Origin of the sequence: Kitasatospora sp. NPDC127116, assembly GCF_042677365.1 — a bacterium.
GTDB lineage: Bacteria > Actinomycetota > Actinomycetes > Streptomycetales > Streptomycetaceae > Kitasatospora > Kitasatospora lactacystinica.
In genome coordinates this window covers 26,666-39,470 of sequence record NZ_JBHXTL010000034.1, presented here as the reverse complement: position 1 = coordinate 39,470, position 12,805 = coordinate 26,666, and the positions used below count along the sequence as shown (strand labels likewise).

9 protein-coding genes and 1 pseudogene are annotated in these 12,805 nt (G+C 73.9%); 3 read left to right on the top strand and 7 right to left on the bottom strand.

Annotated features, from left to right (window positions below; genetic code table 11):
- Positions 1 to 30: 30 nt before the first annotated feature.
- The 4 genes from ACFVHV_RS16255 to ACFVHV_RS16240 form a co-directional block, all read right to left on the bottom strand.
- Positions 31 to 4,002, bottom strand: a complete 3,972-nt coding sequence (locus tag ACFVHV_RS16255; protein WP_380351705.1) for a Pls/PosA family non-ribosomal peptide synthetase — start codon at positions 4,000 to 4,002, stop codon at positions 31 to 33.
- Positions 4,003 to 4,392: 390 nt separating this feature from the next.
- Positions 4,393 to 5,259 carry an NmrA family NAD(P)-binding protein gene (locus ACFVHV_RS16250; protein WP_380351704.1) on the bottom strand — a complete coding sequence of 289 codons (867 nt, stop codon included), beginning with the start codon at positions 5,257 to 5,259 and terminating at the stop codon, positions 4,393 to 4,395.
- A complete protein-coding gene (locus tag ACFVHV_RS16245) occupies positions 5,256 to 5,834 on the bottom strand; it encodes a hypothetical protein (RefSeq protein WP_380351702.1) in 579 nt (192 codons plus the stop codon). Before ACFVHV_RS16245 ends, ACFVHV_RS16250 begins: the two co-directional genes overlap by 4 nt.
- 115 nt (positions 5,835 to 5,949) lie before the next feature.
- Positions 5,950 to 6,471 carry a MarR family transcriptional regulator gene (locus tag ACFVHV_RS16240; protein ID WP_359903745.1) on the bottom strand — a complete coding sequence of 174 codons (522 nt, stop codon included), beginning with the start codon at positions 6,469 to 6,471 and terminating at the stop codon, positions 5,950 to 5,952.
- 105 nt (positions 6,472 to 6,576) lie between these two features.
- Between ACFVHV_RS16240 and ACFVHV_RS16235 the strand changes: the two are divergent.
- Positions 6,577 to 7,343, top strand: a pseudogene (locus tag ACFVHV_RS16235) (transposase).
- Here the strand turns inward: ACFVHV_RS16235 and ACFVHV_RS16230 are convergent.
- Together ACFVHV_RS16230 and ACFVHV_RS16225 are read right to left on the bottom strand one after the other, a co-directional pair.
- Complete coding sequence (locus tag ACFVHV_RS16230) at positions 7,333 to 7,647, bottom strand: hypothetical protein (protein ID WP_359903748.1); 315 nt, start codon at positions 7,645 to 7,647, stop codon at positions 7,333 to 7,335. The pseudogene ACFVHV_RS16235 and the gene ACFVHV_RS16230 overlap by 11 nt on opposite strands.
- 80 nt (positions 7,648 to 7,727) lie before the next feature.
- Positions 7,728 to 8,903 (bottom strand): FAD-dependent monooxygenase, encoded by a 1,176-nt coding sequence (locus ACFVHV_RS16225; RefSeq protein WP_380351700.1) that lies wholly within the window; start codon positions 8,901 to 8,903, stop codon positions 7,728 to 7,730.
- A 277-nt stretch (positions 8,904 to 9,180) separates the two neighbouring features.
- On the opposite strand from ACFVHV_RS16225, the gene ACFVHV_RS16220 reads away from it, so the two are divergent.
- The gene (locus ACFVHV_RS16220) at positions 9,181 to 9,786 is read left to right on the top strand and encodes a TetR family transcriptional regulator C-terminal domain-containing protein (protein ID WP_359903754.1); all 606 of its coding nucleotides are present in this window, start codon (positions 9,181 to 9,183) and stop codon (positions 9,784 to 9,786) included.
- A gap of 114 nt (positions 9,787 to 9,900) precedes the next feature.
- Here the strand turns inward: ACFVHV_RS16220 and ACFVHV_RS16215 are convergent, their stop codons facing one another.
- A complete protein-coding gene (locus ACFVHV_RS16215) occupies positions 9,901 to 10,575 on the bottom strand; it encodes a TetR/AcrR family transcriptional regulator C-terminal domain-containing protein (protein ID WP_380351698.1) in 675 nt (224 codons plus the stop codon).
- Positions 10,576 to 11,055: 480 nt separating this feature from the next.
- Between ACFVHV_RS16215 and ACFVHV_RS16210 the strand changes: the two genes are divergently transcribed.
- Positions 11,056 to 12,675 (top strand): alpha/beta hydrolase, encoded by a 1,620-nt coding sequence (locus tag ACFVHV_RS16210; RefSeq protein ID WP_359903759.1) that lies wholly within the window; start codon positions 11,056 to 11,058, stop codon positions 12,673 to 12,675.
- Positions 12,676 to 12,805 lie beyond the last annotated feature (130 nt).

Below are 12,805 nucleotides of genomic sequence, written 5' to 3'. Positions count from 1 at the left end.
GCGGGCCGGGACGGGGGGACGGGGAGGTGGTCACGACGTGGTCTGCCACGCCTCGATCGGGTTGCCCAGCCACCGCGTGTCGGCGGGGACGGACTCGGCGCGCATCACCAGCGAGGCCGGGCCCAGCGTGCTGCGCGCGCCCACCGTGCTGCCGGGCAGCACGATGCCGCCCGGGCCCAGGGTGGCGCCCTCGCGGAGGACCACAGTATCCATCCGCATGATCCGGTCGTGGAAGAGGTGCGTCTGCACCACGCAGCCGCGGTTGATGGTGACCCCGTCGCCGAGGGTGACCAGGTCCGCCTCCGGCAGCCAGTAGCTCTCGCACCAGACGCCGTGCCCGACGTGCGCGCCGAGCGAGCGCAGCCACAGGTTCAGCACCGGGGTGCCGGGCACCGCGCCGACCAGCCACGGCACCGCCAGCATCTCCACGAAGGTGTCCGCCAGCTCGTTGCGCCACACGAAACCGCTCCACAGCGGGTGCTCCACCGCGCGGAACCGCCCGACCAGCAGCCACTTGGCCGCCACCGCGACCGCGCAGGCCACCGCGCCGGCCGCCAGCAGGACCAGGCCGGACAGCAGCGCGGCGGTCAGCGGCGAGCCGGCCGCCAGCCAGGACAGCGCCGCCACGGTCAGCAGACCCAGCGCCGCCGAGGCCAGCACCGGCACCAGCCGGCCCACCTCGACCAGCCCGCGGGCCCACAGCAGCCGGGCCGGCGGCTCGTAGGTCAGGCTCTGGTCGGCCTGGTCCGCCGAGCGCGGCAGCCGCATCGGCGGCATGCCCAGGTACGACCCGCCCTTCTTCGCCTTCGCCGGCGTCGCCGACAGCACGCCCACCAGGCCGCGCTTGGGCACCGAGCGGCCCGGCGCGGTCATCCCCGAGTTGCCGAGGAACGCCCGCTCGCCGACCTTCGCCTCGCCGAGCCGCACCCAGCCGCCGCCCAGCTCGTACGGGGCCATCAGGGTGTCGTCGGCCAGGAACGCGCCGTCGCCGACCGTGGTCAGGCTGGGCAGTGCCAGCACCGTGGACACCTCCGCGCCCCGGCCGACCCGCATCCCGAGGGCGCGCAGCCACAGCGGCGTGACCAGTCCGGCGTAGAGCGGGAACAGCACCTCGCGGGCCCGGTCCATCAGCTGGGTGACGGTCCACGCCTGCCAGCCCACCCGGCCGTGCAGCGGGTGCGTCCCGGGCACCAGGCCGATGCTCAGCAGCCGGACCAGCACCACCAGCTGCGCCGCGTACACCGCGCCGAACGCCAGTGTGGCGGGCAGCAGCCCGAGCAGCGCGCCGCCGAGCGCCGGGCCGAGGGCCGCGCCCTGGTCGACGAAGCGGGAGAGCACGGCCAGCGCGGCGAGCGAGGGCAGCACCGGGAGCAGGCCGAGCACGGCACCGCTGGCGCCGTACAGCGAGGCCCAGCGGGCCCGGCGGACCGGGCGGTCCTTGGGCCAGGTGCGCTCGGCGCGGCCCAGCTTGACGGCGGGCGCGCCGCCCCAGCGCTGGCCGGTCGGCACCTGGCCGGTGACGCTGGAGCCGGCCGCCACCTGGGCGCGCTTGCCGACCCGGGCGCCGGGCAGCAGGGTCGAGCGGGTGCCGACCACGGCACCGGAACCGATCTTGACCTGGCCGATCAGCAGCCGGTCGCCGTCCAGCCAGTAGCCGCACAGGTCCACCTCGGCCTCGACCGCGCAGCCGCGCCCCAGCTTCAGCATCCCGGTGACCGGCGGCAGCGAGTGCAGGTCCACCTCGGGCGCCACCTTGGCGCCCAGCACCCGGGCGTAGCGCACCAGCCAGGCGCCGGACAGCGAGTCCGCGCCGCTCAGCTCGGTGAGCCGCTCGGCGGTCCACAGCCGCAGGTGGACCGAGCCGCCGCGCGGGTGGCTGCCCGGGCGCACGCCGCGCAGCAGCAGTCGGGCGCCGCCCGCCGCGAGGGCCAGCCGGCCCGGCGGGGTGTACAGCGCGAGCGCGCCCGCGCCGACCCACCACCACGAGGCGGTGGGGGCCCACGGGAAGTCGCCGAGGTGGGTGAGGAGGTTCCCGGCGGCCAGCAGGGCGACCGTCCAGCGCAGGCCGACCACGGTGAACAGCGGGACCAGCAGGAACAGCTGGAGCAGCTTGGCCCTGGTCGGCACCAGGGCGACGGTGCGGGCCTCGGTGCTCTCGCCGGCGGTGCGCTCCAGGTGCCGGGCGAGCTTGCGCAGCGTCGGGTGCTGGTAGATGTCCAGCACGGCCGCGCTCGGGTAGCGGGTGCGCAGCAGGGTGGTCAGCCGGGCGGCGGCCAGGCTGCCGCCGCCGATCGCGAAGAAGTCGTCGCGCGGGCCGCCGACCCGGACGCCGAGGATCTCCGACCACTGCTCGGCCAGCCAGGCCTCGGTGCCGTACAGCTCCTCGCTCGGGCCGGCGCTCTCCAGCTCCGGCAGCGGCCACGGCAGGGCGTTGCGGTCGACCTTGCCGGAGGTCCGGGTGGGCAGGGTCTCGACGGTCGCCAGCAGCGGCACGAGGGCGGCCGGCAGCTCGGCGCGCAGCCGTTCGACGGCCTGCTCGCGGTCGAAGCCGTCCTGGACCACCAGGTAGCCGACCAGCAGCTGGTTGCCGCCGCGCGCGGTCCGCACGGCGGCCGCCGCGCCCGCCACACCGGGCAGGGCCTGCAGGGCCGCGTCGACCTCGCCGAGCTCGATCCGGCGGCCGCCCAGCTTGATCTGCTCGTCGGTGCGGCCGAGGAAGAGCAGACCGGCCGGGTCGGCCTGGACCAGGTCACCGCTGCGGTAGGCGCGCTCCCAGCCCAGCGAGGGCAGCGGTGCGTACTTCTCGGCGTCCTTCTCCGGGTCGAGGTAGCGGGCCAGGCCCACGCCGCCGATCACCAGCTGTCCGGTGCCGCCGGGGGCGACCGGCACACCGGCCTCGTCCACCACGGCGAGGTCCCAGCCGTCCAGCGGCAGGCCGATCCGCACCGGGCCCTCGCCGGTCAGCAGGGCGGCGCAGGCGACCACGGTGGCCTCGGTGGGGCCGTAGGTGTTCCACACCTCGCGGCCCTCGGTGACCAGGCGCTGCACCAGCTCGGGCGGGCAGGCCTCGCCGCCGAAGATCAGCAGGCGCACCTCGTTGAGCGCCTCGGCCGGCCACAGCGCGGCCAGGGTCGGGACGGTGGAGACCACGGTGATCTCCTGCTCGGCCAGCCAGGGGCCGAGGTCGGCGCCGCTGCGCACCTGGGAGCGGGGGACCGGCACCAGGCAGGCGCCGTGCCGCCAGGCCAGCCACATCTCCTCGCAGGAGGCGTCGAAGGCGACCGAGAGGCCGGCCATCACCCGGTCACCGGGGCCGATCGGCTCCTCCTGGAGGAAGAGCGCGGCCTCGGCGTCCACGAAGGCGGCGGCGTTGTGGTGGGTGACGGCCACGCCCTTGGGCTTGCCGGTCGACCCGGAGGTGAAGATGATCCAGGCGTCGTCGGCCGGGGTGGGGCGGCGTTCCAGGGCGGGAGCGCGCTCGGCGGTGGTCGCCAGGCCGCGGTCGGCGCCGAGCACGGCGGCGACGGCGGCCTCGCCGAAGACCAGCTCGGCGCGCTCGTCCGGGTCCTCGGCGTCCACCGGGACGTAGGCGGCGCCGGCGGCGAGCACCGCGAGGATCGAGACGTAGAGGTCGTTGGTGCCGGAGGGCACGCGCACGCCCACCCGGTCGCCCGGGCCGATCCCGACGGCGGCCAGCCGGCGGCGCAGCTGCTCGACCTCGGTGGCCAGCGCGCGGTAGCTGAGCACGGTGTGCCCGTCGTCCAGGGCGGGCTCGTCGGGGTGGGCGCGCACGGTGGCGTCCAGCACGTCGACCAGGGTGCGCGGGGCGGCGGCCGGGCGGCCGGGGAACAGGGCGTGGGCCTGCTGCGGCCGTGGCTGCGGCTCTGGTTCCGGCTGCGGCTCTGGTTCCGGGTCCGGCTGCGGTGGCGCGGGCGGTGCGGCCTGGGTGGGCTGCTGCGGTGGCGTGGCGTACTGCTCAGGGTGGCTCGGTTCAGCTGTCATGGCAGCCGTGCGCTCCTCGTCCTCGCCCCGTTCCGACCGATGCCCGGCCCCTGGGGCGGTGGGAGCACCGCCTGATCGGGTGACCCCACTCCGGGGCCGGAGCGGACAACCTGACCGATGGTAGTCCCGGGGCGGCGAGCGGACAGGAGCGGACACTCGGCCCAACTGGCGCCCAAATGGCCGAATCTGACAGAAGGTCAGTCAATAACTGACGCCTCTTGATGCGGAAGTGATGGGGCGTCAGCAGAATTGACGGATCGTCAGCTCGATTTTCCGACCGTGACCCATGCCACAGCGATTCCTGCTCCCTTCGGGTGGCGGGAGGCGGCGGGCCGGGTTTCCCGGGCCGATTTCTCCGGTCCGGGCCCGGCCCGCCGCCCTGCCCGGTGGTCAGCGGAACCGGTGCAGGTTCTCGCCGAGGAAGGCCTCCAGGGTACGCGGGGCGCGTCCGGTGAGGCCAAGGAAGGAGCCGTCCGGGGTCTCCTTGCGGACCACCGCGAGCTGCTGGATCTCCACCACGTGGGTGGCGAGCCAGGGCGGCATCCCGGCCCGGCCGACCAGGTGGGCGTGCAGGTCGGACGGGCTCAGGTCGAGGTAGCGGACCGGCCGGCCGAGCAGCTCGCCCAGCAGTGCGGTGAGCTCCGGATAGCTGTAGGCCCGCCCGCCGGTGAGCGGGTAGGTGCCGCCGGCCAGCTCGGGACGGGTGAGCACCTCGGCCGCGGCGTCCCCGATGTCCCGGGCGTCCACGTAGTTGCACCGCGCCTGGCCCATCGCGCCGTGCACCACCCCGGCGGCGGCGATGCCGGGCGCCAGGAGCAGCAGCTTCTGCATGAACGCGTACGGCCGCAGGACGGTGGTGGTGATGCCGCAGGAGCGCAGCCGCTCCTCGATCAGGTGGTGGCCGCGCGAGACGGCGACGGGGGAGTCCGGCTCGGCGGCGGGTGCGGAGACCTTGACGATGTGCTCCACGCCGCAGTCCACCGCGGCCTCGATCGCGTTCAGCTCGTACCGGACCTGCTGCGGGCCGTTGGCCATGGTGAGGAAGAGCTGGTGCGCACCGCGGAACGCCGTACGAAGGGAGGCCGGGTCGGCGGCGTCGGCCGGGAGGGTGGCGGTCCGGGCGAGCGTGTGCTCGTCGAGGCCGGCGGCCAACCGGGCGGGGTCGCGGCTGAGGGCGCGGCTCGGTGCGCCGAGGGCGGCGAGGCTGCGCAGGGTGGCGCCGCCGGTGGCGCCACCGGCGCCCATGATGACGATCATGACGTCTGCCTTTCGGGATGGGGTGCGATTCCGGGGTGGAGTGCGTTTTCGGGGCGGGGCGCGTTTCCGGGGCGGGGCGCGTTTCCGGGCTGGGACGCGGTTCCGGCTTGGGGTGCGGCGGGGAGTCGGTGCTGCGCCGTGCGGGCCGGGCGGCTGCCGCGCCAGTGCCAGGTGGTGATGGTGGCGGCGATCGCCGAGGAGACCGGCAGGTCGATCGGCAGCCGGCGCGGCCAGGGGCTGTCGGCGAGGGCCGGGACGTGCGGCAGCCAGCGGGCGGCGGCGAGGCCGACCGCCAGGCCGAGGGCGGCGGCGACCAGGCCGAGGGCGGCGGCCGCGAGCGGGCGAGGGGTCCGGGCGGGCCGGGTGCGGACGGGGCGGCGGCGCAGCACGGCGCCGAGTGCGGCGGCCACCAGGGCGGAGGTGCCGCCGATGGTGGTGAGTGCGGCGGCCACCAGCTGCGGCTGGCCGGTGACGGCTCCGCCGGTCCCGGCCATGGCGGCGGGCATGACGTAGGCGACCAGGACCTCGCGCCACAGGACGAAGGGCGGGGGAGCGCCCGGGGCCTTCTTGCTCATGGGGTCGGTTCTTCCTCTCGCTTTTGGTTAGGTGCCTAAGTATTTGTGCTTAGGTGCCTAACTATTGGGGCTGAAGGGAGGCGGACCGCCATTCGGCGGCCCGCCGGGGGGTGGATCAGTCCTCGGTGAGTGCGTCCATGCCCGCGACCACCCGGGCCAGCAGGTCCAGGAAGGTGGCGCGCTCCTCGACGGAGAGGCCCCCGACCAGTGCCTGCATCCGGGTGAAGTGCGCGGGGGCCAGCTCCCGCAGCTTGTCGGCGCCCCGCGCGGTGAGGATCACCACGTTGCCGCGGCCGTCCTCGGCGGACGGCCGGCGGGCGACCAGGCCCTCCCGCTCCAGGCCGTCGACCAGGCCGGTCACGGTCGCCCGGGAGACGCCGAGACTCGCCGCGAGCTGGGAGGGCGACTTCTCGCCGCCGTGGTCCTCCAGGTCCGCCAGCAGTCGGTAGCGGCCGGTGGAGAGGCCGAAGCGGCCGAAGTGCACCTCGCCGGCCTGGCCGATCCTGGCGCCCGCCGCCATAAGCCGGGCCGCGACCAGGACCGCCTGCGGGTCGGCCGCGAGGCCGTAGCGGGCGATCTGGCGGCGGGCCTGATCGAGGCTGGGGGCCGTGGGGCCACCCTCGGGGTGCTGGGTCACAAGAAGTAATATGGCGCCTAACCTGATTCCCGGTCAAGTCGAACCACGGACTGATGGCTAAAGGCTGTCCCGTAACTGCTGGCCTGCTCCCGCGTTGGTCACGGCATGGGTGGGGTGATCTCGGCGAGCGATCCGATGTGGATCGAGCCGTTCTCGGGGTTGAGCGAGTCGCAGTTCCGCAAGCTGGTCGCGTTGGTACGCCGTCGTGGCGGTGACGTCCAGCGCGGCCGGCCGTGGCGGCTACGCCTGGAGGACCGGGTGCTGTGGTCGCCGCTTACTGGCGGACCAACCTGACCTTGCGGCAGGTCGCCCCATTGTTCGGGATCTCGAAGTCCGCTGCGGACCGGGTGCTGGACCACCTCGCACCACTGCTGGCGATCCCGCCCGCCCGCCGGCCGCGGCGGGACACCGTACTGATCGTGGACGGCGCCCTGGTGCCCACCCGCGACCGAACGATCGCGGCCTCCGGCAAGAACTACCGGTACTCGACCAACCAGCAGGTGGTGATCGACGCCAACAGCCGATTGGTCGTCGCCGTCGGCCTGCCCCTGCCGGGCAACCGCAACGACTGCCGGGCCTTCGCCGAGTCGGGCGTCGACCGTGCCTGCCGGCACGCGCCGGTCCTGGCGGGCGGCGGCTACCAGGGGACCGGCGCCCTGATTCCGCACCGGCGCCGTCGCGGACAGGAGCACCTCACGCCCGAGCGGGAAGCCGACAACGCCGTCCACCGCAGGGCCCGGGCCCGGGTCGAGCACGTCTTCTCCCGGTTGAAGAACTGGAAGGTTCTTCGCGACTGCCGCCTGCGCGGAGCCGGCGTGCACCACGCGATGCCGGGCATCGCACGGCTCCACAACCGTGCGCTCAGCGGATGAGCTGGTCCCGCCGCACCGTGAACTCCTCAAGTCCGTTCGGCGTCGTGACGCCGTGCACTGAGGTGGAGACGGTGACAAACTCGTCATCCCCCGCCAGACCATGGCCCTGGGTGATCGCGCAGGCGACGGTGACCTCCACCGGATACGGAGTATCCGGGCCGAGCTCGCCCATCGCCGCGAAGATCGGGGCCTTGTCGAACAGCGACCAGCGCCGTCCCGCCGCATCCGTGAACTGAACCTCGACCACCCCGGGCCACGGCTCATCGTCCACCCAGCGGACCGCCTCACACTGCAGCTCAAGCACGAACGCCCCCACAGCTGACCAAGGTCATCAACGAGCGCCAGTATGCCGCGAGACGTCAGGCCCCGGTTACGGGACAACCTTTAGGCGGCACGGGGAGCGATCCTGGGCGGCGTCCAGTCGGCGTGCCGCAGGGCGGTCCGGACCATCGCGCCGGGCGGGGTGAGCCGGATCGCGGCGTTGCGCAGGCCGACCGCCAGCGGGTGGGCGAGCTGCTGGCCCATCCGGCCGGCCCGGCGGGCATCGCGGGCCACGGTCTGGCTGCGCGGGCGGCGGGCCGCGTCGTAACGCGCGAGCGCGCCCTCGACCGTCCGGGTCCCGGTGAGTGCCGCCGCCAGGGTCACCGCGTCCTCCAGCGCCTGGCAGGCGCCCTGGCCGAGGTGGGGCGTCATGGCGTGCGCCGCGTCGCCGAGCAGCGCGATCCGGCCCGATACGTAGGACGGCAGCGGCGTGGCCAGCTCGTTGACGTCGTGGTGCAGTACCGCCTCCGGCCGGGTCGCGGTCAGCAGCGAGGGGATCGGCTCGTGCCAGCGTGCGAAGCGGCGGCGGACCTCGGCCAGCGGGTCCCGGTAGCGGACCCCGGCCGGGGCGTTCAGGACCGCGTGCCACTCGGCGGTGCCGTCCGGGAAGGCGATGTGGCCGAACTCGGCGCCGTGGCCCCAGGTCAGCTCGAAGTCGGCCTTCAGGCCGTCGACCGGACGCTCGGTGATCGCCCGCAGCACCGTCGAACCGCTGTAGGCGGCGCCGGGGTGGTCGGGGAAGAGGCGGCGCCGGAGACGGCTGTTGACGCCGTCGGCCGCCACCAGGAGGTCGGCCTCCAGGGTCGTGCCGCCGAAGCCGGCCCGGACCCGGAACGGCCGGGTGGTGTCCACCTCCGTCACCTCGGAGCCGACGACCAGGGAGGCGGCGGGCAGCGCCTCGCGCAGGACGCGGTGCAGGGCCGCGCGGCGGATCCCGACGATCGGGGCGCCCAGCTCGCGCTCCAGCGCCGCGCCGTCCATCGCGGCGAGCCGGCGGCCGTCCGGGGTCCGGGTGCCGCCGGTGTACTGGCGGCGGGCGGCCGCCTCGACGGCCTCGCCGACCCCCAGGGCCGCGAGCGCGCGCATCCCGTTGGCGGCCAGCGAGATGCCGGCGCCCGCATCCTCCAGGACGTCCGACCGCTCGACCACGGTCACGCCCCACCCCGCCAGCCGGAGCCCGATGGCGGACGCCAGCCCGCCGATGCCGCCCCCGACCACCACCGCGCTGTTGCTGCTCATGCCCGGTCCTTCCCGTGTCGTCGCGCTGTCTTCTACAGCTGTAGAAGGAGCGTACTACGGGGCTCTCGGTGGACGGAGGCGGGCCGGGGTGGTGGGCCGGGGTGGCGCGTTGGCCGCCCGGCCGCCCGGCCGCCCGGCCGCTTGGCTGGTTGGCTGGTTGGCCGTGGGGGTGGCGAGGGCCAGCGGTCGGCGGTGGGTGGCCGGAGGTCGGTGGTTGACGGCCGGCCCGGACCGAGGCGGTGCGCGGCGGGCGCCCCGGCCCCGGTAGAAAGGAGGGATGCGGCGAAACGAGGACCAGAAGCGGGACGATGCGGGGCGGCCGGACCGGCGCACGGTACTGGCGGACGCCGCGATCGGCGTGCTGGCGGACCTCGGCGTGCGCGGACTGACCCACCGGGCGGTCGACGCGGCGGCCGGGCTGCCGCTCGGGACCACCTCGGCCTACCTGCGGACCCGGCAGGCCCTGCTCACCGCGCTGGTGCGACGGCTGGTGGAGCTGGATCAGGGCGAGCTGCACGCCATGGGGGAGCAGGTGCCGGTCCGTTCGGCGGCGGAGCTGTCCGACGGGATCGCGGAGTTGGCGCGGCGCCGCCTGTCCGGGGGCGGGCGGCGGCGCTCGCTCGCCAGGTACGCCTGCGCGGTGGAGAGCGTCCGCGATCCCGAGCTGCGCGAGATCCTCGTCCCGCGGGAGAACGCCGGGCGCGCCGCCGTCCGTGACTTCCTCGCCGCTCAGGGCGTGGCCGACCCCGACGGGCGGACGGCCGTGCTGCTGGCCTGCATCGACGGCCTGGTCTTCGAGCACCTGGTGGGCGGCGGCGAGCCCGGGGCGGACGCGATCCAGGGGCTGGTGGCGGCCGCCCTGCGGGGAGCGGTCGCGAGCTGAGCCTCGCCGGCCCAGCTCGTGCGACTCGCCCTGTCCGCCCGGCCCGTGTCGGCCGGGCGGACAAGGCGGACAGGGCGGGGCTGCCGGGGGCGTGTCCGGCGGACCGTCGCCCGATCAGGAATCGGGCCTGTGCGGGTGCCTCAGCTCGGAGGCGTAGCCGGCGAGCAGGATGCGCAGCGTGCGGTGGAAGCACTGCTCGGAGTCGAGACCCTCTCCGGTGGCGAAGGCCTGCGCGAGGTGGGGGTAGACCTCCAGGTCCAGGGCGGCGAACTGTTCGGGCCGGAGCTCGGCGCACTCGTGGTGGGGCGTCTCGCCGGCCTCGCCCAGCGTGTGCCCGATGGTCCACCGGACGACGGAGTTGAGCACGTCGAGCGCGTCTCCGAGTGGGACGCCGTCCTTGTGGAGCACGGCGATGCCGCGCTCCAGCAGGGCGAGGGCGACCGGCGTGGCGACCGGCCGGGTGGCCAGCACGGTGAGTATGGCCGGATGGTCGAGCAGCAGTCGGCGCAGCTCGACGGCGAAGTCCCGGACCACCTCCGTCCACGGGCCGTCGGGCTCGCCGAACAGGCTTCCCGCCGACAGCTCCAGCAGGCGCTCCACCATGCCGTCGAGCAGGGCCGTCCTGCTGGGGACGTAGTAGTAGAGCGTCATCCCCTCGACACCGAGCGCCGCACCGAGCTTGCGGTTGGAGAGCGCGGCGAGGCCGTGTTCGTCCACGTAGGCGAGTGCGGCGTCGATGACCTTCTCGCGGGTCAGCCCCGTCCGTGGGCGGGTGCGCCGGGTCGGCATCGGTTCCTCCTTCACCCCAATGGGCTCCACCGGGGCTGTGCGGTCCGGGCCTTGACGAGTCTTGCACTGCAAGAGAACCACACCCGACCTCAGCTTCTTGCGCTGCAAGAAGTCTCTGGGGAGGGTGTCGTGCAGCTTGTCGTCGTCATGGTCCGCAGGCTCAACGGGGACGTGGAGTGCGGAGGGTTCCGCAGGGCGTGGATCCCGGAGGGCCCGTCGCGGCCGGTCGCACAATAGCGGCGCTCCGAGGGAGGTGGTCGCCCGGGGCGTCCGAGCCTCTGTTCGGCTCCGCCGAACCCGGGCCGACCGACGACTTCGAGTGACATGGCATCAGGTCAATCAACCGTCAAGTTGGTTCATTCACAGAATATTTCGCGAGGAGTTCTGTGTCGGGTGGATGATTTACGCCGCTCTAAGGTCTTCCCACGGAGATCTCCGGCTGACAGGCTGGGGCCGCCCTTTCAGTACGGAGGAGGTTCCTTGTCCCGCATATCCACGCTGGCCGGAGCGGTCACCTGCGCTCTCGCACTTGTCACCGGCACCGCCGTCGCCGCGTCGGCGGCGCCCATCGACCAGGCCCCGGGTCTGGCCGAGGCGAAGGTCGACCCTGTCGCCTGGACGCCGTGCAACCCCGACCCGACCAAGCCGGACCCCGGCATCTACGACTGCGCCGTTTACCCCGTGCCGCTGGACTACGACAAGCCGAAGGGTGAGAAGGTCGGCATCGCCATGATGCGGCGGCGGGCGAGCGACCCGTCGAAGCGGATCGGCTCGCTGTTCCTCAACCCCGGCGGCCCGGGCGGCAGTGGTTACCTGTGGGCGACGACCGCCCGCTTCGGTGCCGAGGTGCAGTCGAAGTTCGACCTGGTCGGCTTCGACCCGCGCGGTGTGGCCCGGAGCAACCCGCTCAAGTGCTTCAAGACCCAGGAGGACGCCGACGCGGTCACCAACCGCATGGTCGGCGTGCCGGTCACCAAGGCCGAGATCAACGAGACGCTCGACGCGGACCAGGACTACACCGACGCCTGCAGCAAGAACGCCGGCCCGCTGATCGAGCACATGTCGACCATCAACGTGGTGCGCGACCTGGACCGGATGCGCCGCGCCGTCGGTGACTCCCAGCTCACCTTCGCCGGGTTCTCCTACGGCACCCTGATCGGTTCGACGTACGCCAACATGTACCCGAACAAGGTGCGCGCGATCATCGTCGACGGCAACGTCGACCCGGACCTGCGCCTGCACAACGGCCTGGAGTACGACCGCCAGCGGGCGAACGGCTTCGAGATCGCCCTGGACGAGTTCCTCAAGCGCTGCCAGGCCGCCGGCGCCCCGCGCTGCGCCTTCGGCGACGGCGACACCCGGGCCAAGTTCGACCAGCTCCGCGACCACCTGCGGACCAGCCCGATCACGCTGCCGAACGGCTCCAAGGTGACCCTGAGCACCTTCACCGGGGAGGTGGCCAGCGCCCTGTACTCGCAGGCCAAGCTGGCCCCGCTGGCCAAGTCGCTCCAGGCGACCTACCAGGTCTTCCAGAAGCCGGCCGGGAACGCCCTGCTGGCCCCGCAGGCGAACGTCTCGGACGAGGACGCCAACCTGCTCTCGGTGGACGTCCCGCGGGCGGCCCTGCGGGAGGCCCCGGTCGACTCCGAGTACACCGCGGACGACTCCTACCTGGCCGTCAACTGCCAGGACAAGCCGTACCCCTCCAACGACCGGGTGTTCGCGAACGCGGCCAAGGCCTGGGAGAAGGACATGCCGACCTTCGGTCGCTACCAGGCCTTCGACGCGCCGGCGTGCGCGAGCTGGCCGGCCCCGGCCCGGGACGCCGAGCGCTTCTCCGGCCCGTGGAACAAGAAGACCTCCAACACCGTGATGGTGATCGGCAACCTCTACGACCCGGCCACCCAGTACAAGTTCGCCCAGCGGATGCAGCAGGAGCTGAGCAACGCGGTGCTGGTCAGCGTCGACTCGATCGAGCACTGCGCCGTGGGTCGCAGCCAGGCGCTGAACAAGCTGGTCACCCGCTACCTGGTGGACGGCACCGCGCCGGCCGCCGGCCAGCTGCTGAAGCCGGACGCGGAGATCTTCCCGGCGGTCTGACGGAACGGCCCCCGGTGACCCGGGGGAGGAGTTGACGGTCGTGGTGGTCGGCGGGTCGGCCGGGCCCCCACACCGGCGGTTAATTGAGAATTAACAGAGAGCCCCGAAAGAGCCGGGGAAAAGGCAGTGG